General features: G+C 64.9%; 19 protein-coding genes. 14 read left to right on the top strand and 5 right to left on the bottom strand.

Translation table 11 applies throughout. The features are described from left to right. The first annotated feature begins 42 nt into the window (after positions 1–42). From betI to RSO41_RS15060, 10 genes are all read left to right on the top strand, one after another. Positions 43–675: a transcriptional regulator BetI gene (gene betI / locus RSO41_RS15105; protein ID WP_315620003.1), complete on the top strand. Its 633-nt coding sequence runs from the start codon at positions 43–45 to the stop codon at positions 673–675. Between the two features lie 11 nt (positions 676–686). Next, complete coding sequence (gene betB, locus RSO41_RS15100) at positions 687–2,156, top strand: betaine-aldehyde dehydrogenase (protein ID WP_315620001.1); 1,470 nt, start codon at positions 687–689, stop codon at positions 2,154–2,156. A gap of 62 nt (positions 2,157–2,218) precedes the next feature. Next, complete coding sequence (locus RSO41_RS15095; protein ID WP_315619999.1) at positions 2,219–2,344, top strand: hypothetical protein; 126 nt, start codon at positions 2,219–2,221, stop codon at positions 2,342–2,344. Positions 2,345–2,517: 173 nt separating this feature from the next. Beyond that, positions 2,518–4,209, top strand: coding sequence for a choline dehydrogenase (gene betA / locus RSO41_RS15090; protein WP_315619998.1), 1,692 nt, complete (start codon positions 2,518–2,520; stop codon positions 4,207–4,209). A 248-nt stretch (positions 4,210–4,457) separates the two neighbouring features. Next, on the top strand, positions 4,458–6,905 hold the full coding sequence (locus RSO41_RS15085; protein WP_315619996.1) for an acyl-CoA dehydrogenase: 2,448 nt from the start codon (positions 4,458–4,460) through the stop codon (positions 6,903–6,905). Between the two features lie 196 nt (positions 6,906–7,101). After that, positions 7,102–7,839: a glutamine ABC transporter substrate-binding protein GlnH gene (gene glnH / locus RSO41_RS15080; RefSeq protein WP_315619994.1), complete on the top strand. Its 738-nt coding sequence runs from the start codon at positions 7,102–7,104 to the stop codon at positions 7,837–7,839. Positions 7,840–7,900: 61 nt separating this feature from the next. Further along, a complete protein-coding gene (glnP, locus tag RSO41_RS15075) occupies positions 7,901–8,557 on the top strand; it encodes a glutamine ABC transporter permease GlnP (protein WP_315619993.1) in 657 nt (218 codons plus the stop codon). Positions 8,558–8,559: 2 nt separating this feature from the next. Beyond that, positions 8,560–9,282, top strand: a complete 723-nt coding sequence (gene glnQ, locus RSO41_RS15070) for a glutamine ABC transporter ATP-binding protein GlnQ (protein WP_410000344.1) — start codon at positions 8,560–8,562, stop codon at positions 9,280–9,282. Positions 9,283–9,294: 12 nt separating this feature from the next. Then, positions 9,295–10,323: a C45 family peptidase gene (locus tag RSO41_RS15065; RefSeq protein WP_315619991.1), complete on the top strand. Its 1,029-nt coding sequence runs from the start codon at positions 9,295–9,297 to the stop codon at positions 10,321–10,323. Positions 10,324–10,340: 17 nt separating this feature from the next. Next, positions 10,341–11,240 carry a MurR/RpiR family transcriptional regulator gene (locus RSO41_RS15060; RefSeq protein WP_315619990.1) on the top strand — a complete coding sequence of 300 codons (900 nt, stop codon included), beginning with the start codon at positions 10,341–10,343 and terminating at the stop codon, positions 11,238–11,240. Between the two features lie 12 nt (positions 11,241–11,252). Here RSO41_RS15060 and RSO41_RS15055 read toward each other — a convergent pair whose 3' ends face one another. From RSO41_RS15055 to RSO41_RS15045, 3 genes are all read right to left on the bottom strand, one after another. After that, positions 11,253–13,052: an SLC13 family permease gene (locus RSO41_RS15055; protein ID WP_315619989.1), complete on the bottom strand. Its 1,800-nt coding sequence runs from the start codon at positions 13,050–13,052 to the stop codon at positions 11,253–11,255. A gap of 123 nt (positions 13,053–13,175) precedes the next feature. Beyond that, positions 13,176–13,745: a carboxymuconolactone decarboxylase family protein gene (locus RSO41_RS15050; RefSeq protein WP_315619988.1), complete on the bottom strand. Its 570-nt coding sequence runs from the start codon at positions 13,743–13,745 to the stop codon at positions 13,176–13,178. Between the two features lie 12 nt (positions 13,746–13,757). Next, positions 13,758–15,086 carry an aspartate aminotransferase family protein gene (locus RSO41_RS15045; RefSeq protein WP_315619987.1) on the bottom strand — a complete coding sequence of 443 codons (1,329 nt, stop codon included), beginning with the start codon at positions 15,084–15,086 and terminating at the stop codon, positions 13,758–13,760. 160 nt (positions 15,087–15,246) lie between these two features. Between RSO41_RS15045 and RSO41_RS15040 the strand changes: the two genes are divergently transcribed. Then, positions 15,247–16,155, top strand: coding sequence for a MurR/RpiR family transcriptional regulator (locus tag RSO41_RS15040; RefSeq protein ID WP_315619986.1), 909 nt, complete (start codon positions 15,247–15,249; stop codon positions 16,153–16,155). Positions 16,156–16,189: 34 nt separating this feature from the next. On the opposite strand, the gene RSO41_RS15035 is transcribed toward RSO41_RS15040, so the two are convergent. Beyond that, entirely contained in the window at positions 16,190–17,167 is a 978-nt protein-coding gene (locus RSO41_RS15035) for an NADPH:quinone reductase (RefSeq protein ID WP_315619985.1), read from the bottom strand. A 188-nt stretch (positions 17,168–17,355) separates the two neighbouring features. Here RSO41_RS15035 and azu point away from each other — a divergent pair, with 188 nt between their 5' ends. Then, positions 17,356–17,823 carry an azurin gene (gene azu / locus RSO41_RS15030; RefSeq protein ID WP_315619984.1) on the top strand — a complete coding sequence of 156 codons (468 nt, stop codon included), beginning with the start codon at positions 17,356–17,358 and terminating at the stop codon, positions 17,821–17,823. A gap of 82 nt (positions 17,824–17,905) precedes the next feature. Here the strand turns inward: azu and RSO41_RS15025 are convergent, their stop codons facing one another. After that, positions 17,906–18,478, bottom strand: coding sequence for a hypothetical protein (locus RSO41_RS15025; protein WP_315619983.1), 573 nt, complete (start codon positions 18,476–18,478; stop codon positions 17,906–17,908). 346 nt (positions 18,479–18,824) lie between these two features. Between RSO41_RS15025 and ugpB the strand changes: the two genes are divergently transcribed. Together ugpB and ugpA are read left to right on the top strand one after the other, a co-directional pair. Next, positions 18,825–20,141 carry a sn-glycerol-3-phosphate ABC transporter substrate-binding protein UgpB gene (ugpB, locus tag RSO41_RS15020; RefSeq protein ID WP_315619982.1) on the top strand — a complete coding sequence of 439 codons (1,317 nt, stop codon included), beginning with the start codon at positions 18,825–18,827 and terminating at the stop codon, positions 20,139–20,141. A 68-nt stretch (positions 20,142–20,209) separates the two neighbouring features. Further along, entirely contained in the window at positions 20,210–21,085 is an 876-nt protein-coding gene (gene ugpA, locus RSO41_RS15015) for a sn-glycerol-3-phosphate ABC transporter permease UgpA (RefSeq protein ID WP_410000343.1), read from the top strand. The last annotated feature ends 18 nt before the right edge of the window (positions 21,086–21,103 follow it).

Here is a 21,103-nt window from a genome sequence, read left to right as displayed (position 1 = left end):
ACCGCATGGTTGCAAGGTGAACACGGAAGAGGAGTCAGCAAGGTGCCCAAGGTCGGAATGGAACCCATCCGTCGCCAGCAGCTGATCAAGGCCACCATGGCCGCCATCGACGACGTTGGCCTGGCCGATGCCACAGTGATGCGCATCGCGCGTCACGCCGGCGTTTCCGCCGGGATCATCAGCCATTATTTCGGCGGCAAGGACGGCCTGATGGAGGCGACGATGCGTCAGATCCTCAACGATCTGGGTGACGCCGTGTCGGCTCGACGCCAGGCGTTGTCGACGAGCTCGCCCCGGGCACACCTGGAAGCGATCATCGACGGCAACTTTGATCGCAGTCAGGTCACCGGCCCGGTGGCCAAGACCTGGCTGGCGTTCTGGGCCAGCAGTATGCATCAACCGCAGTTGCAACGCCTGCAGAACGTCAACGACCGTCGCCTGTACGCCAACCTCTGCCACCAGTTTCGCTTCTTGATGCCACGCGAACAGGCTCGTGACGCCGCCCGCGCCCTGGCCGCCATGATCGATGGCCTATGGCTGCGCGGTGCCCTGACGCCCGAAGGCCTGGATTCCGACCGCGCGCGGCGCCTGGCCCGAGACTACCTCGACCAGTTGCTGCGCACCCAGGATGCACGGACCCCGCGTCCTTCACACGAACCCCAACCCGAGTCCTGACGGGAGCCACCATGACACAGCTCGATACCCAGTCCCTCTACATCGACGGCCGCCGTGTGGACGCCACCTCCGGCGAAACCTTTCCGGTCGTGAACCCCTTCGATGGCAGCCGCCTGGCTGATATCCAGCAGGCCAGCGAGGCCGACGTCGACACCGCCGTCGACGCCGCCCGACGTGGTCAGCGCATCTGGGCCGCCATGACCGGCGTGGAACGTGGCCGTATCCTGAATCGCGCCGTGGCGCTGCTGAGGGAGCGGAACGACGAGATCGCCGAACTGGAAACCCGCAACACCGGCAAGCCGATCAGCGAGACCGCCGAGGTCGATATCGTTACCGGCACCGAAGTCCTCGAATACTATGCCGGCCTGGCCGGTGCCATCGAAGGCAGCCAGATTCCACTGCGTGATTCCTCTTTCGTCTACACGCGTCGCGAGCCACTGGGCGTGATCGGCGCCATCGGTGCCTGGAACTATCCCATCCAGATCGCCTGCTGGAAATCCGCCCCGGCGCTGGCCGCCGGCAACGCCGTGGTCTTCAAGCCCAGCGAAGTCACCCCGCTGACGGCCATGGTGCTCGCCGAGATCTTCACCGAGGCCGGCATGCCCGACGGCGTCTTCAACGTGATCCATGGTGACGGCCGGGTTGGTCAGTTGATGACCGGCCACGCCGGCATCGACAAGGTGTCCTTCACCGGCGAGGTCGGCACCGGCAAGAAGGTGATGTCCGCTTCCGCCGCCTCCACGCTCAAGGACGTGACCATGGAGCTGGGTGGCAAGTCGCCACTGATCGTCTTCGACGACGCCGACCTGGACCGTGCCGCCGACGCCGCCATGATGGCCAATTTCTACTCCAGCGGGCAGATCTGCACCAACGGCACTCGGGTCTTCGTCGATCGCCGGGTCAAGGACGCCTTCGAAGCGAAGATCGCCGAGCGGGTAGCCCGTATCAAGGCCGGCGACCCGCTGGACCCGGCGGTCAACTTCGGCCCATTGGTCAGTTTCGAGCATCAGCAGAAGGTGCTCTCCTACATCGAGCTGGGCAAGCAGGAAGGCGCCCGCGTGCTGGCCGGCGGCGATGCCTGGGACCAGGACGCTTACAGTGCTGGTGCCTGGGCCGCCCCCACGGTATTCACCGACTGCGACGACAGCATGCGCATCGTGCGTGAAGAAATCTTCGGTCCGGTGATGTCGATTCTGACCTTCGACGACGAAGAGGAAGTGATCCGTCGCGCCAATGATACCTTCTACGGCCTGGCCGCCGGTGTCTTCACCGAGGGCCTCAACCGTGCCCACCGGGTGATTCATCGCCTGGAGGCGGGTATCTGCTGGATCAACACCTGGGGCGACTCCCCCGCCGAGATGCCGGTGGGCGGCTACAAGCAGTCCGGCGTGGGCCGCGAGAATGGCCTGGAAACCTTGGCCCACTACACCCAGACCAAGTCGGTGCAGGTCGAGATGGGGCCCTTCGAGTCCGTGTTCTGATACCTCGTTCGAGCCCGGCGAAACGATGAGCTTTTCCGGCGACAAGCTTGCGCGAGGGCGCTGTGAACCCATCCCTGGGCGCTACATCCGCCCTGCGGCGCTCCCGCTTCCTGCTTCGCTTGCAGGACCTGGGCTGGCCCTCCATGGCCAGCCCGTTCGGCGGCATGCGCCTCACCCATGGCGGATGACCCTCGCTCCACCTTGTCCCCGGCGCTCATCTCCGCCCAGCACCGGGAAGGGCATTCATATTGCCCTTCCACCATTACCACGGAGTACGGAGATCGCGCTCCATGCCCCCTGAGGCAGGCGGCGTTCTCGCCACTTGCCTTCAAGGCACCTTCGATTCTTCCAGGGAGGCTCCATGTCCCAGATTCGTGAATTCGATTACGTCATCATCGGCGCCGGCTCGGCCGGCAATGTCCTGGCCACTCGCCTGACCGAGGACCCGGACGTCAAGGTCCTGTTGCTCGAGGCCGGCGGCCCCGACTACCGCTTCGACTTCCGCACCCAGATGCCAGCGGCGTTGGCCTTCCCGCTGCAGGGCAAACGTTACAACTGGGCCTTCGAGACCGACCCAGAACCGTACATGGATGGTCGGCGCATGGAGTGCGGACGCGGCAAGGGCCTCGGCGGCTCCTCGTTGATCAACGGCATGTGCTACATCCGCGGCAACGCCCTGGACTACGACAATTGGGCCAAGCGCGATGGCCTCGAGGACTGGACCTACGCCGACTGCCTGCCCTACTTCCGCAAGGCCGAGACCCGCGATATCGGTCCCGACGACTACCATGGCGGCGACGGCCCGGTCAGCGTGACCACACCGAAGGAAGGCAACAACCCGCTCTATCACACCTTCATCGAGGCGGGACAACAGGCCGGCTATCCGGCCACGGACGACGTCAACGGCTACCAGCAGGAGGGTTTCGGCCCCATGGACCGTTTCGTCACGCCGAACGGCCGTCGCGCCTCCACGGCACGGGGTTATCTCGACCAGGCCAAGTCGCGTTCGAACCTGACCATCGAGACCCACGCTACCACCGACGTCATCACCTTCGAGGGAAAGCGTGCCACTGGGGTGCGTTACGCCCGCAAGGGGCAACCGCACGAGGTTCGTGCCCGTCGCGAAGTCCTGCTGTGCGCCGGCGCCATCGCTTCACCGCAGATCCTGCAACGCTCCGGGGTAGGGCCGCAGGACGTGCTCGAGGAATTCGGCATCGAGCCGGTCCAGGTCAACGAGAACGTCGGCGCCCACCTCCAGGACCATCTGGAAATGTACATCCAGTACGAATGCACCCAGCCGATTTCGCTGTACCCGGCACTGAAATGGTGGAACCAGCCGAAGATCGGCGCCGAATGGCTCTTCATGGGCAGCGGCGTGGGGGCCAGCAACCAGTTCGAGGCGGCCGGTTTCATCCGCAGCCGTGACGAAGAGGAGTGGCCCAACCTGCAGTACCACTTCCTGCCCATCGCCATCAGCTACAACGGCAAGAGCGCGGTCCAGGCCCATGGTTTCCAGGCCCACGTCGGTTCCATGCGCTCCGAGAGTGAAGGACGCGTGCGCCTGACATCCCGCGACCCCGCGGCAGCGCCCAGCATCCTGTTCAACTACATGTCCACCGACAAGGACTGGCAGGAATTCCGCGACGCCATTCGCCTGACCCGCGAGATCATCGCGCAGCCGGCCTTCGATGCTTATCGTGGTCGCGAGATCTCCCCGGGGCCGGACGTGACGTCCGACGCCGAGCTCGACGCCTTCGTTCGCGAGCACGCCGAGACGGCCTACCATCCCTGCGGCAGTTGCCGCATGGGCGAAGGCGATGACGCCGTGGTCGACGGCGTCGGCCGTGTCCACGGGCTGGAAGGCCTGCGCGTGGTCGATGCGTCACTGTTCCCGGTGATCCCTACCGGCAACCTCAACGCCCCGACGATCATGCTGGCCGAGAAGATGGCCGACAAGATTCGAGGCCGCGAGCCGCTGCCGAAGAGCGACGCGGCCTACTATGTCGCCAATGGAGCCCCCGCCCAGCAGGCGCCCATGCGCCGGCTCGACTGAGTTCCGCACGGCCCCTGCCGCACGACGACGCCCCGCCTGCCGACGCAGCGCGGGGCGTTTCATTGTGGCACCGAGACACCCCGGCGAGGCGTACCGGAAAACCGCGGGCAACATGCCGGGCGTTTCGACCGACTCCCCCCGGGCGATAACACCGGGAATAGCTGGCCGCTTGCAGGGAACTGGGCTATTCTGCAAGAATTCAAACAGATGTTCGAATTCTTGCCAATGACAACGACCCGGAGATCCCCATGCTGACCCTGATCCTGCTCGCGCTGGCCGTGATCGGCCTGCTCATCGTGATGCGCCGCGAAGCCGGCGCCCTGCCCGCGCTGGCGGTCACCGGCATCACCGGCCTGGTCGGCATTTTCGCCGGCGCAGCGGTGATCGGTATCCTGCTGCTGATCGTCACCGTCGGCATCGCCGCCTGCGGCTTGCCGGGCGTACGTGGCACCTGGCTGACGCCCCGGCTGTTCGCGATGTTCAAAAAGGTCGCCCCCAAGGTCTCGGCCACCGAGCGCACCGCACTGGAGGCCGGCAGTGTGGCCTGGGACGGCGAGCTGTTCTCCGGCCGTCCGGACTGGCAACGCCTGCTGGCCTTCCGCGACGACGGCCTGTCCGATGAGGAGCGCGCCTTCGTCGACCACCAGTGCGGCGTCGCCGCCGGCATGTGCAATGCTTGGGATATCGCCCGCGAGCGCGCCGACCTGCCCCAGGAACTCTGGGACTACCTCAAGCGCGAGCGCTTCTTCGGCATGATCATCCCCAAGGAATACGGGGGACTGGGCTTTTCCGCCAAGGCACAGTCGACGATCCTGCAGAAACTGTCGATCAGCGAGACCCTGATGGTCACCGTAGGGGTACCCAATTCCCTCGGTCCGGGCGAGCTGCTGCTCAAGTACGGTACCCAGGAACAGAAGGATCATTACCTGCCGCGCCTGGCCGATGGCCGCGAGATTCCCTGCTTCGGCCTGACCGGCCCGCGCGCCGGCAGCGACGCCACCTCGCTCCCCGACGTCGGCGTGGTGGTCAAGCGTGAGATCGACGGCGAGGAGACGCTGGGCCTCGAGCTGACCTTCGAGAAGCGCTGGATCACCCTGGCTCCCATCGCCAGCGTGGTCGGCCTGGCCTTCCGCCTGTTCGATCCCGATCACCTGCTCGGCGACGACGAGGATCGCGGCATCACCCTGGCGCTGGTGCCCCGCGACACCGAAGGCATGCAGATCGGCCGCCGCCACCACCCCATCGGCAGCCCCTTCCTCAATGGCCCGATCAAGGGTGACAAGGTCTTCGTGCCGCTCTCGACCATCATCGGCGGCGAGGAAATGATCGGTCAGGGCTGGCGCATGCTGGTCGAGTGCCTGTCCGTCGGTCGCTGCATCACCCTGCCCTCCGGCGCCACCGGCACGGCCCGCTACGCCATCGGCTGGAGCGGCGGCTTCGCCCGCATTCGCCGCCAGTTCAACGTACCGGTCGCCGAGATGGAAGGCGTCCAGGAACCTCTGGCCCGCATGACGGCGCTGGCCTACATCGCCCAGGCCGCCGTCTATCAGACCGCCAACACCATCGACCATGGCGAGAAGCCGGCGGTGCCGTCGGCGATCCTCAAGAGCCAGTTGACCGAGTTCCAGCGCGACATCCTCGCCGACGCCATGGATATCCATGGCGGCAAGGCCGTGACGCTGGGGCCACGCAACTACCTCGGCATCGGCTACAGCGCCAACCCGGTGGCCATCACCGTCGAGGGGGCCAACATCATGACCCGCAACCTGATGATCTTCGGTCAGGGCGCGATCCGTTGCCATCCCTACGTTCTCGAGGAACTGGCCGCCAAGGACGCCGACGATCCCAAGGCCTTCGACCGCGCCTTCTTCGGCCATGCCGGCCTGATCTTCGGCAACGCCGCCCGCGCCCTGACCCAGGGGCTCGGCATCGGCAAGTCAGGGGTTCCCTTCGACGATGTCGCCGCCCCCTATGCCCAGGACATCGCACGCCTGTCCGCCGGCTTCGGCCTGGCCGCCGACGCCGCCATGGCCAGCCTCGGCTCGAAGCTCAAGCAACGCGAAATGCTCTCCGCCCGGCTCGGCGATGTGCTCTCCAATCTCTACCTGACCAGCATGATGCTCAAGCAGTGGCACGAGGGCGACCGTGTCGAGGGCGAGGACGCCCTGCTGCACTACGCCGCGAGCCTGCTGCTGGGCCGCGCCGAACAAGCCTTCGTCGAACTGTTCGAAAATCTGCCCAATCGCGCCCTTGGTCGCACGCTGCGCCTGATCATCATGCCGCTCGGCCGACGCTGGTCACGCCCCCGGGATGACCTGTCGCGGGCCATTGCCCAGTCCGTCTCCCGGGACAGTGCCCTGCGTCACAAGCTCACCGCCAATACCTGGGACGCCGATGATGGGCCCCAGGACAACCCCCTGGCCCGCTACAACGCCCTGCTGGCCACCCAGGAACGCGCCGAAGCCCTGTATCGCACGGTCGGCAAGGCACATGCCAAGGGCGAGATCCCGGCCGAGGCACTGCATCCCGAGCAGCAGGTGGAGGCCGCCCGCGCCGCCGGGCTGATCGGCGAGGAAGACGCCACCTTCATGCGCCAGCGCGAAGCCGAGGTACTGGACATGTTGACCGTCGACGACTTCGAGTACGACGCCTTCGTCACCGACAAGTCCAAGGTGCTGCGTCACCACCCCGCCTGATCCCCGATCTTCCCACCGTCACTCGATGCCCCGGCCACGCGCCGGGGCATCGTCGTTAGCGCACTCGGAAGCGTCTCGACGCCGCATATGAAAATTTAATTGCAAAATTTTGCGTCAATCTCTATTTTTAAGAAAAAATAATTCCAATCAAAAACACGCCTCACTCCACAGCCAACAACACCAATGGAGACACAACATGAAGATACTGACCCGTTACTTCGCCCCTGCCCTGGCGGTCTTCACCCTGAGCGGGACACTCCAGGCTCAGGAAGAACCACTGCTGGTCGCCGTCGATACCGCCTTCGTCCCCTTCGAGTTCGAGCGGGACGGTGAATACGTCGGTTTCGACATCGACATGTGGAAGGCCATCGCCGAGCGGGTCGACATGGAGTACGAGCTCCAGCCCATGGATTTCGGCGGCATCATCCCGGCCCTGCAGACCGGTAACGTCGACCTGGCGCTCGCCGCCATCTCGATTACCGCCGAGCGCGAGCAGGTAATCGACTACTCCCACCCTTACTACGACAGCGGCGTCACCCTGATGGTCAAGCAGGACGATGATTCGGTCGGCGGCGTCGACGACCTGGAAGGCAAGCGCATCGGCGTGAAGCAGGGCACTGCGGCGGCCGCCTACATCGATGACCTGTCGACAGGAGAAGTCATCAAGTTCCCCAACATCGGCGATGCCTATCTCGCACTGCGCACCGGCCGCGTCGAGGTGGCCGCGCACGATACACCGAATGTCCTCTACTACATCCAGACCGCCGGCGATGGCGACGTCAAGGCCGTCGGCGATCGCATGGACGCCCAGTCCTACGGCATCGGCTTTCCTGAGGGCAGCGAGCTGCGCAACCCGGTCAACGTCGCCCTGCTCGAGCTGATCGAAGACGGCACCTACGACGAGATATACGCCAAGTGGTTCGGCGAGAACTGAGCCCGATCCGACGCCATGCCGGGGCGAGGCCCCGGCTCATCGCACAACGGAGGCTATCTCCATGGAGTTCGACGTTTCCGCCATGTTCGACGCGTTGCCGGAGCTCGCCAAGGGCGCCCAACTGACGCTGTTGATCACTTTCTCCGGCCTGTTCGGCGGCCTGGTGATCGGCGCCGTCGCCGGCACGGCCCGCGCCTACGGCAACCGTCTGGTCAATGCCATTGCCATGCTCTACATCGAGGTGATTCGCGGCACCCCGATCGTCGTCCAGGTCATGTTCATTTATTTCGCCATGCCGGTACTGCTGGACATGCGCATCGACGCCCTGTCCTCGGCGATCGTCGCCATCATGATCAACGCCGGGGCCTATATCGCCGAAATCGTGCGCGGCGCGCTGCTCTCGATCGGCCGTGGCCATATCGAAGCCGGCAAGGCACTGGGCATCACTCGGGTTCAGCTGTTCAAGGACATCATCGGGCCGCTGGCCTTTCGCCGCCTGGTTCCTCCGTTGGGCAATCAGGTCATCATCAGCCTCAAGGATACCTCACTGTTCATTGTCATCGGCGTGGCCGAGCTCACCCGACAAGGACAGGAGGTCATGGCCAGTAGCTTCCGCGCCGTGGAGATCTGGACCACCGTGGCCCTGATCTATCTGGCCATGACCCTCTCCCTGACGCTGCTTCTCAGATTGCTGGAAAAAAGGATGAAAATCCTATGAGCATGGTGAAATTCGACCAGGTCACCAAGGCCTTCGGCACCAATGTCGTACTGGAAGACCTGAATGTCAGCATCGACAAGGGCGAGATCGTTTTCATCGTTGGTCCTTCCGGCTCCGGAAAGTCGACCATGCTACGCTGCATCAATGCCCTGGAACGTATCACCACCGGCGCGCTCTGGGTCGACGGCAAGAACGTCGCCGACCCGACGACCCGGATCCGCGAGGTTCGCCAGGAAGCCGGCATGGTGTTCCAGCAGTTCAACCTCTTTCCCCACATGACCGCCCTGGAAAATATCGCCTACGGCGTGCGTCGAGTGCGCCGTAAATCGAAGACTGACGCCGAGGAAGTGGCGCGCGGGCTCCTGCAGAAGGTCGGCCTCGCCGAGCGCGGGCATCACTACCCGGACGAACTCTCCGGCGGCCAGGCACAACGCGTGGCCATCGCCCGCGCACTGGCCATCAACCCGGACCTGATGTTGTTCGACGAACCGACCTCGGCGCTGGACCCCGAGCTGCGCCATGAAGTGCTCAAGGTCATGCGCGATGTCGCCGAGGCCGGCATGACCATGATCGTGGTCACCCATGAAATGTCCTTCGCCCGTGATGTGGGCACCCGGCTGCTGTTCATGGACAATGGACGGATCGTGCTGGACGGCGACCCTCGAGAGCTGATGCGTGAGCCGCCCATTCCTCGTTTTGCCGAGTTCCTCGCCCACATTCAATAGCAGGATTCACGAATGAAGCATCTCGACATTTCGGGCAGCCATTACACCATCGGCCATGCCATGGGCGAACTGGGCCGCGAGGCTTTCGCCAAGAGCATCCTGCCCAGCCATGACTTTCAGCGCCTCATGCCGGCACTACACGACGGTTGGCTTGCAGACATCGCCGAGCGGCTGCGCCGCGAGTTCCCGGCATACGTCGAGGAACTGCATGGCCTCGCTGATGGCATGCACCAGCCCTTCGCACGTGTACTGCTGTGGAACTGCCGGGGTGACCTGTCCCCCACCGGCCCCGAGGGTTGCACCTCGGTGGCCGTGGCCGGCGATGACGGGGCCTGGCTGGCCCACAACGAGGACGGTAATCCGGCACTGCGCCGCGATTGCTTCGTGCTCGAGGCCCGGCCAGACGATGCGCCCGCCTTCACGGCCTTCTGCTATCCGGGCTCCCTGGCCGGTCACACCCTTGGCGTCAACGACGCCGGTTTCGCCTATACCGTCAACAACCTGAGATTGACCGAGTCACGACGCGGCATTCCGCGCATGGTCACCGCCCGCGCCCTGCTCGCCTGTCCAGACACCGAAAGCGCCCTGCGATTGCTGAATCGGACCCGGCGTTGCGGCGGATTCCATTTCATGATGGCCGACACTCGGCAATGCCGACCGCTGAGCGTCGAGGCCCCCTGGCAGGGCCTCTCGGCCATTCCGGCGATGCCCTGCGAGGTGCACGCCAACCACTTGGTTCATGAACGCTTTCGTGACCTCCCCCAACGCATCACCGACTCCTCAGCGGCCCGCCAGCGGCGCCTGGAAGAATGGCACGAGGCACATCGTGGGCCCACCACGGCCGACGCGCTGTTGTCGCTGCTAGCCGACCGTCGGCATCCAACATTGCCCATTCATCGGCTCGCCCCCGATGATCCCGATAACGAGAACACCCTGGCCAGTGTCCTGTTCCGGGTCACCTCTCGCGGCATCTGGTGTCAGTTGAGGTCAGGGCCGGATCAACCGGTATACTGGGAGCGCTGGTTGCCCCCGACTCCCTGACATCGACGAGCCGCCCCATGCCCCGAACAGCCGACATCGTCCTGCCTCCCGACTCCCTGGAAGCGCTCCGCACCCTCGTCGATGCCGCCCGACGCCAGGCAGCCCCCATGCGTCTCGGCACCCGACGGCTGGTGCTTCTCGAGGGGCTGTTGGCCGCTCCCGAGAATGTCACTCTGCACAGCATCGGCAGCCTGGCCGACGAGCACGGCGTCAGTGCCTCGACGCTGACCCGTCTCGCCCATCAGCTCGGCTTCGAGGGGTTTCGCGACTTCCAGCGCCTGTTTCAGGAGGAGATGCTGCGTAGCCGGCATTTCTACAGCGAGCAGGTGCGTCGGCTGGCTGGCAGCGACGACGATGACACCACGAGTTCACGCCTGATGACCCAGGAACTCGACAACCTCACGCGCACCGCGGAACACCTGGACATCGAAGCACTGCATGGCGCCGCCCGGGAACTGCTCGAGGCCAGTCGTATCTACGTACTCGGCCTGCGCGGTTGCTTCGGTCTGGCTCACTACCTCGGCTACTACCTGGGATTTCTCGACAAGCCCGTCACCACACTGGGCGGTGCGGGCTTCACCATCGCCGAGGACCTCGGCCACATCGGCCCGGACGACGTACTGATCGCCATCGCCGTGAAACCCGAGACCCGCATGACGGTACTCGCAAGCGAACTGGCGGCGAATCGGGGCGCCCGCGTCATCGCCCTCGCCAACCGCGGCGACTCGCCCCTGCTGCCTTTCGCCTCGCGACACTTTCACGCCTGTTGCGAAGGCGACAACTTCTTCAATCCCCTGGCAGCGCTGTTCGCGGTCGCCGAAGCCCTCCTGGCGGAAGTGACCACCGAACTCGGCGAGACGCTGCTGCCCTCGCTGCATGCCAACGAAGCCGCCTTCCAGGCACTCGACATCGAGTAGCCATCACGCGTCTCAGACCGGCCAGACCAGCAACACCATCGGCACGGTCACGACCATCACCACCAGCGACAGCGGCAACCCCAGCCACCAGTAATCGCCGAAGCGGTACCCGCCGGGCCCCATCACCAGAGTATTGGATTGGTGGCCAATGGGTGTCAGGAAGGCACAGGAGGCGCTGACCGCCACCACCATCAGGAAGGGATCCAGGGAGGCATCGAATCCCTTGGCCAGGCTCGCCGCAATGGGTGCCATCAGCAGGGCAGCAGCGGCGTTATTGACCACGTTGGACAGCAGGGTGCTCAGCAGGAAGAGTCCCGCCAGGGTCACGACCACCGGCCAGTCGCTGCCCAGCGTCAGCATCGCCTCGGCGATCAAGGCGGCCCCGCCACTGGTCTCCAGCGCCTGCCCCACCGGTATCATGGCGCCCAGCAACACGATCACCGGCCCGTCGATGGCCTGATACCCCTCGCGCAGCGGCAGCACCCCCGCCAGCAACGAGATGAGCGCCGCCCCGGCCAGCGCCACGGATGAGGGCAACAGGTCCAGTACCATGGCCAGGATGGCAACGGCAAAGATCATCACCGACACCAGCAGAAGGCGTGGCTGGCCGATGGTCAGGTCGCGCTTGGCCAGCGGCAGGCACCCCAGGGTCGCCAGACTCTCGGCGAGCTCGCCTTCACTGCCTTGCAGCAGCAGCACGTCACCGGGTCGAAATCGAATATCCCGCAACCGCTGATTGAGCCGGCCGCCGTCCCGGGCCACCGCGACCAGGTGCAGGCCATACTGGTTCTGCAGGCGCAACTGGGCCACGGTGCGATTGATCATCATGGCATCGTTGCGCACTACCGCTTCCACCAGGTGCAACCCTTCGGTATCGACCGGCTCGACGTCCCCGCTGTCCTCCCCCGATGCGGGCTCGTCACTGGGCTCGGGGCCAACCTCCAGGCCCGCCTTGTCTTCGAGCAGCTTCATCTCCTCGGGTCCGGCTTCCACCAGCAGGATATCCCCTTCTCGCAGCACACCATGAAAGGCATGCCCGGCGTGACGCTGCTCGCCACGCACCACCGCCAGCACCGGGACGGATTCGTCGATGGCTTGGCGCAGTTCGTATAGCGTCCAACCGGCCGCCCTGGCCTTCTCCGGGACGCGCAGTTCCACCAGATAATGGGCGGTATCGAACATTGCCTCGGTGGAAGCGCTGCCGGCACGCTTGGGCACCAGACGCCAGCCCAGCAGCACGATAAAGCCGAGCCCGGCCAGGGCGACGGTCGCCCCCACGGGAAAGAACGAGAACATGCCGAAGCTTTCGGCATCCAGGGAGCCGCGATAACTGGAAATGATGATGTTGGGCGGCGTACCGATCAGGGTGGTCAGGCCGCCCAACAACGACCCGAAGGCCAACGGCATCAACAGCAGCGACGGCGGGGTGCCATGCTCGCGCGCCATGCGGATCGCCACCGGCAGCATCAGCGCCAGGGCACCGACATTGTTCATCACCCCCGACAGCACCAGCACCGTACCGGTCAGCACCAGAAGTTGCAGCAACAGACGATCACCGACCTTGAGCGCCTGTTCGGCGATCCAATCGACCAGGCCGGAGCGCTCGAATCCGCGACTAAGGACCAGCACCGCCGCTACCGTGATCACCGCCGGGTGACCGAAGCCGAGAAACGCCTCCTCCGCCGGTACCAGTCCCAGCAACACCGATATCAGCAGCGCGGCCAGCGCGACAAGGTCATAGCGAAACCGCCCCCAGACGAAGGCGGCAAGGGTCAGGCCCAGGAGCATGAAGACCAGGGTGCTGTCGGTCATGTGGTTCGGTCATCCATGACAATGGCAATGACACCAGCATAGCCGCATCGAAACCGCCGGGGACACTCTGTCTACCCGAATCCGCTGTTCAGTCCGTCTCGCGTCGTGGCGCCACCCGGGCATTCACGAGGCGGGCGGCTCGGGGAACGGCAGCGGAGCACTGCCACGACGCACCTCGAAGACGTTGAGCGTCATGGCCACCAGGGCGTAGTAGCCGAACACCCCCACCAATTCGACCACCGCGGGCTCGCCGAAGGCCGCCACGGCCTCGGCGTAGAGCGTGTCATCGACGCGCCGGGTGCGATAGAGCGATTGGCCAAGACGCACCACCAGCGCCTCGTCGTCGCGTTCGAAATCGGGTTCCCTCCCCTCACGCAGGGCCTCGATCACCGCCTCGGAGACGCCGGCCTCGCGGGCGATGGGCTCGTGGATCTGCCATTCCGCCTGGGACTGCCACCAGGCGGCGGTGAACAGGATCGCAAGCTCCGTCAGCCTCAGTTCCAGGCGGGTATCATAGCGGCAGAAGGCCCCCAGACGCTGGGCATGGTCGGCCAGTGCCGGGCTGTGAATCCAGGCCAGGAAGGGACCGTCCAGGTTGCCGCGCGGGCCGCTGAGGATGGCATCCAGCACGCGGCGCTGTTCCGCGTCCATCCGCGCCTCGTCCAGCGGTGAGAGTCGGGACTCGATGGTCATGGTCGGTCTCCTTCAATGATGGCCAAGGACGGTCTTCAGGGTGGCATCGAGCTTGTCGACGATCTCGTCCAGATGGGCTTCCTCGAGGATGAACGGCGGCGCCAGCAGGATATGATCGCCCGACTGGCCATCGAGGGTGCCGCCCATCGGATAGCACATCAGGCCCTCGTCCATGGCGGTGCGCTTGATAGTGGCATGCAACTTGCGCGACGGGTCGAACGGCGCCTTGTCCGCGCGGTCGGCCACCAGCTCGAGGCCGCGGAACAGCCCCCGCCCGCGTATGTCGCCGACATGGGGATGCTCGCCGAAGCGCTCCTCGAGCCGCCGCTGCAACCCCTCGCCAAGACGCTGCACACGGGACAGCAGGTCGCGCGATTCGATGGCCCGTTGCACCGCCAGCGCCGCGGCACAAGCAGTGGCATGGCCGATATAGGTATGGCCGTGCTGGAAGAAGCCCGAGCCCTCGGCGATGGCCGTACGAATCCGTTCGCCGACCAGGGTCGCGCCGATTGGCTGGTAGCCGGCTCCCAAGCCCTTGGCGATGGTCACCAGGTCCGGCGACACGCCCTCCTGCTCGGCGGCGAACAAGCTGCCGGTGCGTCCCATGCCGCACATTACCTCGTCGAGGATCAGCAGGATGCCGTGGCGGTCGCAAATCTCGCGCACGCGTTTGAAGTAGCCCGGTACGGCAGGCACCGCCCCCAGGGTCGCTCCGACCACCGGCTCGGCGACGAAGGCCATCACCGTCTGTGGACCCAGCCGCTGAATCTCGGCCTCCAGCTCAGCGGCCAGGCGCTCGCCATAGGCCTCCGGGGTCTCGCCCGGCGCCTGGCCGCGATAGGCATAGCAGGGGCTGACGTGACTGACCTCCACCAGCAGTGGCTCGAACTGGCGACGCCGCCAGGCATTGCCACCGGTGGCCAAGGCGCCGAGGGTGTTGCCGTGATAGCTCTGGCGACGCGCGATCAGGTGCCTGCGCTCAGGCTCGCCACGCTCGATGAAATACTGCCGGGCCAGCTTCAGTGCCGCCTCCACCGCCTCGGAGCCGCCTGAGACGAAATAGACCGACGATAGTCCCTCCGGGGCGCGTTCGACCAGAAAGTCGGCCAGCGCCTCCATCGGCTCGGTGGTGAAAAACGAGCTGTGGGCATAGGCCAGCCGCCCCACCTGCTCGCGGATCGCCTCGACCACTTCGGCATCGCTGTGGCCCAGGCAGGACACGGCCGCTCCACCGCAGGCATCCAGGTAACGACGCCCCTCGGCATCGATCAAGTACGGGCCCTCGCCGCTTACGGCGGAGGGATAACTCTGTTTCAGGTGACGGTGGAACACGTGACTCATGCTGCCCTCCTCGCAGGGCTAAAAGCAAATACATTTCCTATTTTGTATAAACGGAATTATATTTGCAAACACAGACCACGCATCACTGACGCTGCCGGCATCCAGGCGCTACAATGCCACCCTGATCGCCACTCGCTTCAGGACACTACCGGAATTCACCATGACGCCACCCGCCTATCGTCGTCCCGAAACGCTCGGAGACTTGGAGCAGCTGCTCACCGACATCGAGGGCGGCGAAGGTCCGGTACGCCTGGGCAAGCGCTCGCGCCATGTCCTGACCGCACTGGTCACCGCCCCCCAGCAGGCGGCGGTGTCCTCGATCAGCGACCTGGCCGAACGCCTGGGCGTTAGTCCCTCCACGCTATCCCGCCTGGCACAACGCCTGGGCTTCGATGGCTTCGCCGGCCTGCAGGCCGTCTTCCGTCGTAACGTCACCGAAGGCAAGAGTTTCTACAGCGATCAGGTCTCTCGCCTGCTGGACGGTGAGGGCGACAACGATGACCATCATGCCCGCCTCTCGCGTCTTGGACGCCAGGAAAGCGCCAATATCGATGACATGGTGACGGGAATCGATGGGGAGGTCTTCGTTCGAGCCGCCGAATTGCTGGTCGAGGCGCGCCGCGTGAGGGTACACGGCATGCGCCAGTTCGCCTCGCTGGCGTCGTTCATGGCCTACGGCCTGGGCATGCTGCGCCCCGACGTGTCACCGCTCGACGCCGCACGGCATGGCGTCGCGGATGCCCTGGCCCAGCTCGACGAGGGCGACGTGCTGGTGGTGGCGAGCTGCTTCCCCTATACCCCCAGTGTACTGGCCACCGCCGAGGCGGCGGCCCGCCAGGGCATTCACGTCATCGCCCTGACGGACTCCCGGGGTTCCCCCCTCGCCAAGGTGGCCCGCTACAGCTTTCCGGTCCCCAACCACAGCCTGTTCTTCAGCAACAGCATGTGTGCCTTCATGCTGCTGGTGGAAGGACTCTTGAGCGAGGCGGCGAACCGACTCGGCGACGCCGGCCTCGCCGCGCTGAAGCGGCGCGAGAGCCTGATCGGCGAACTCGACGCCTCGCTGTGACACCGCCGGCCCCGAGGCAACTCGAAACAGGGCATCAAGGCAACAGGATAGTGGAGCCGGTGGTCAGGCGCCCGGCCAGCGCCTCCTGGGCCTTGCCCGCCTCGGCGAGCGGGAAGCGCTGGGCGATATCGATAGTCACCTCGCCGCTCTCAAGCATCGCGAAGAGGTCGGCGGCCATGGTCTCGAGTCGCTCGCGGGTATCCGCATAGCCGTTGAGGCTAGGACGGGTCGCGAACAGCGAGCCCTTCTGGTTGAGGATGCCGATATTGACGCCCTCGACCGGTCCCGAGGCGTTACCAAAGCTGACCATCAGACCACGCGTCTTCAGGCAGTCCAGCGAGGTTTCCCAGGTATCCTTGCCGACCGAGTCGTAGACCACGTCGCACATCGCCCCGCCGGTCAGCTCTCGCACTCGCTCGACGACATCCTCACGGGTGTAATCAATGGTTGCCCAGGCTCCATTGCCCTTGGCCAGTGCCGCCTTCTCGGGAGAGCTGACCGTGCCGATCAGCTTCACGCCGAGCGACCGGGCCCACTGACAGGCGATGGAACCCACGCCGCCGGCGGCGGCATGAAAGAGGATCGTCTCGCCGCCCTGGAGCGGGTAGGTCTGGCGCAGCAGATACTGCACGGTCAGCCCCTTGAGCATCGAGGCCGCCGCCGTCTCGCAGTCGACCCCGTCAGGCAACGCCACGACCTTGTCGGCCGGCAGCACATGCTGCTCGGCATAAGCGCCAAGGGGGCCCTGAGCGTAGGCCACCCGATCCCCCACCGCGAGGTGCTCGACGCCATCGCCCACGGCCTCGACGATGCCGGCACCCTCGGTCCCCAGACCGGAGGGCAGAGAGGGCGCCGGATAGAGACCGGTTCTAAAATAGATATCGATGAAGTTAAGGCCGACGGCCTGATGACGGACTCGCACTTCACCAGCCAGTGGTTCGACACGGGGAGCATCGACGAGCTCGAGCACCTCCGGGCCGCCGGTACGGGAAAACTCGATACGCTTGACCATGAGACGCCTTCCTTATGCCGCTAACGATATAGAGGCCCAGTCAAGCGCCATGCCGACATCGGGTCAAGTCGGTCGTCGCCAGCCGGTCGACCAAAGTCGCTTGACAGATCTCGTTGGCTACAAAACAATGATCATTGTGTATACAGAAATACAAACTTATTGACGACACACTCAACAGGAGCGTCCTCATGAAAATCACCTGGATGTTGCCCGCCCTCGGCCTCGCGGCCGCCCTGGTCAGTTCACCCACCCTGGCCGCCGATGACGAGGCCTGCAACCTGACGGTCGAGAGCAACGATCAGATGCAGTTCGATACCGACTCGATGAGCGTACCCGCCAGCTGCGAGACGGTCACGTTGACCCTGGAGCACACCGGCTCGATGAAGGCCAACGTGATGGGCCACAACTGGGTGCTCTCCTCCACCGAGGACGCCCAGGCCCTGTCCCAGGAAGGCATGAAGGCCGGACTGGAGAACGATTACCTACCGGCCGATGACGACCGCGTCCTCGCCAGTACCGAGATCATCGGCGGTGGCGAAAGCACCAGCATCGAATTCTCCACCGAGGGCCTGGCAGGTCGTGATCTGACCTTCTTCTGTTCCTTCCCCGGTCACTTCGCCGCCATGAAGGGGACCTTCCAGGTCACCGAGGAATAAGGCATCTTCCTACCCCCACCGACATCGACACTCGAATCAACCTGGTGTCGATGTCGGGCTCTCCCGGGCTTTTCTCTCCCCGTCACAGGGAAAGCGGAAACGACTCCAGGCCACGGATGAAGCGACGCTTGTAGTCCTCGAAGGCCTCGCGGTCGCGCTTGAAGGATTGCGCCACGGCGTTTTCGTCCACTGTCAGCGTGCGCGGCAGGTCATCGAGCCCCGAGGCAGGATGCTTGGGACCCAGCCCGATACGCACGCCACTCTTGCCGTCGAACCAACGCTTGATACCGGCGGCCTCGAAGCGCTGCTGTTGCGCCTCGTTCACGGCATCCACGCGCAAGGGCGCTCGCAAGGCCAGCTCGGCAACCAGGCGCCCGGCCGGGTCGGTTGCATCACCCTCGGCCAGCGAGGCCAGCTGCATGACATTCATGCCTTCCCCCGCTTCGTCCAGCGCCAGGAGTGCCAGTGCAACCGGCTGCGACGTCTCATCGACCAGGGCCAGCACACGAGCTGCCTCCTGCTTGACCAGCACCCCCAGTACACCGGCAAAGGTCGCCAGCGGCGCAATACCGGCCTGATGCCCATAGACTTCGGCACACAGACGCGCCAGGCACGCCTCGCGCTGGGCTTCGTTCTTGACATGCACCACTCTCATCGACTCTTCCTCGTCCATCACGCCTCGATACAAGTCGCGCAGCCTACCATATTCACCCGCCACGCTCCCCCGCCTCTCGCCTCTCGCCTCTCGCCTCTCGCCTCTCGCCTCTCGCCTCTCGCCTCTCGCATCTCGCATCTCGCATCTCGCATCTCGCATCTCGCATCTCGCATCTCGCATCTCGCATCTCGCATCTCGCATCCGCAGCATGGCGGCGCTCGATGTCGTGATCTAGCTTTCATGGAGTTGTCATCGTCATGACCTAATGTGCCAAGGCCCGACTGCCCAGGCCGTCGCATGGCTCGGGCTTACTCGTTGCAAGACCCGACAAGACAAGGAGACACCGATGTCGCGTATCCACGCTGGAGCATTGACCCTGGGGATGGCCGCTGCCGGCCTGTCGCTTTCCGCCCAGGGGGCCACCGAGATCGCCTGGTGGCATGCCATGGGCGGAGAGCTGGGCAACAAGGTCGATGAGATCGCCAAAAACTTCAACGAGTCCCAGGATGACTACACCGTCAAACCGTCGTTTCGCGGCAACTACTCCGAAACCATGACCAGTGCCATCGCCGCCTTTCGTGCCAACGAGGCACCGGCCATCGTGCAGATCTACGAGGTCGGCACCGCCACCATGATGAATGCCGAAGGCGCCATCGTGCCGGCGCACGAGCTGATGGCCGAGTCAGGCCTCGACTTCGACCCGGACGCCTTCCTCCCGGCGGTCACGGGGTACTACACGACCTCCGATGGTCAGATGCTGTCCATGCCCTTCAACTCCTCGACACCGGTGGTCTACGTCAATCGCGACATCCTTGCCGAGGCCGGCGTGGACGAGGTACCGGCCACCTGGGAGGGGCTCGGCGAAACCCTCGGCCAGATCGTCGACTCCGGCGCCGCCGAATGCGGTATGACCACCACCTGGCCCTCCTGGATCCAGCTCGAGAACTTTTCCGCCCGCCACGACCTACCCTTCGCCACCGAGGAAAACGGCTTCGGCGGTCTGGGCGCACGCTTGACCCTCAACGAGACCGCCGCCGTCGACCACATCCAGCGTCTGACCGACTGGCAGCAGGATGGCCGCTTCGACTATGGCGGCCGCTTCGACGAAGCCGCACCGGCCTTCTACACCGGCCGTTGCGCCATGCTGATGGCCTCTTCTGCCTCCCTCGCCGGGGTACGTGCCAACGCCAAGGACTTCGAGTTCTCCGTGGCACCGCTTCCCTACTCCAGCGAGCTCATCGACACGCCGCAGAACAGCATCATCGGCGGTGCCTCGCTGTGGGTCCTGGCGGGACAGAACGACGAGGTCTACCAGGGCGTTGCCGAGTTCTTCGATTACCTCTCCTCCGCCGAGGTCCAGGCCGACTGGCATCAGTTCTCCGGTTACCTGCCGATCACCGAAGCCGCCTACGAGCTGGGCCAGGAACAGGGCTTCTACGAAGAAAACCCCGGCAGCGACGTCTCTATCGAACAGATGACCGGCGTCACACCCACGGCCAATTCCAAGGGGCTGCGCCTGGGTAACATGCCGCAGATTCGTGATGTGATCGAAGAGCAGCTGGAAAAGATCTTCAACGGCGACATCGGCGTCCAGGAAGGCATGGACGAGGCCGTGCGCCGCAGTAACGAACTGCTGGAGCGCTTCCAGCAGGCCAACGGCTGAACCGGTACGCCTCCGCCGGAACGTCTCCGGACGTTCCGGCCCCTCCCTGATAGCCAAGACGGATGACCATGGCGACTTTTCAACGTCACCGCCTCACCCCCTGGCTGCTGCTGGCTCCGCAGCTGGCCATCGTCGCGGTCTTTTTCTTCTGGCCGGCTGCCCAGGCCGTGCTCCAGGCTTTCTATGTCGAGGACCCTTTCGGCCTCGGCCGTACCTTCGTCGCCTTCGAGAACTTTACCCGTGTGCTCGCTTCGACGGAGTATTACCGGGCGCTGGGCATTACCGTGACCTTCAGCGTCGGCGTGGCGCTCGGCGCCATGGCGCTCGCGCTGCTGTTGGCGGTGCTCGCCGACCGAGTGATCAAGGGGGCCCACGCCTACAAGACACTGTTGATCTGGCCCTATGCCGTGGCGCCGGCGGTGGCCGGCGTGCTGTGGATGTTCATGCTCGACCCCGAGCTCGGCCTGGTCAGCGCCTGGCTCGGCACGCTCGGCGTCGACTGGAATCATCAGCTCAACGGCGGCCAGGCCATGACGCTGGTGGTGATGGCCTCGATCTGGAAGCAGATGAGCTACAACTTCGTGTTCTTCCTGGCCGGCCTCCAGGCCATTCCGAAGAGCCTGCTGGAAGCGGCAGCCATCGACGGCGCCGGTCCCTGGCGACGCTTCTGGACCATCACCTTTCCCTTGCTGTCACCGACCAGTTTCTTCCTGCTGGTGATGAACAGCGTCTATGCCTTCTTCGAGACCTTCGGCACCATCGACGCCACCACGGCGGGCGGCCCGGGAGGCGCGACGCGCACTCTGGTCTACAAGGTGTATGAAGACGGCTTCATCGGCTACGACCTGGGCTCCAGCGCGGCCCAGTCGGTGCTGCTGATGCTGCTGGTAGGACTGCTGACCCTGTTGCAGTTCCGCTACCTCGAACGCAAGGTCCAGTACTGACTCGGGAGAACCCTCACG

It is taken from the genome of Halomonas sp. I1, from assembly GCF_032334135.1.
GTDB lineage: Bacteria > Pseudomonadota > Gammaproteobacteria > Pseudomonadales > Halomonadaceae > Halomonas.
This window is presented reverse-complemented; position numbering and strand designations above follow the sequence as displayed.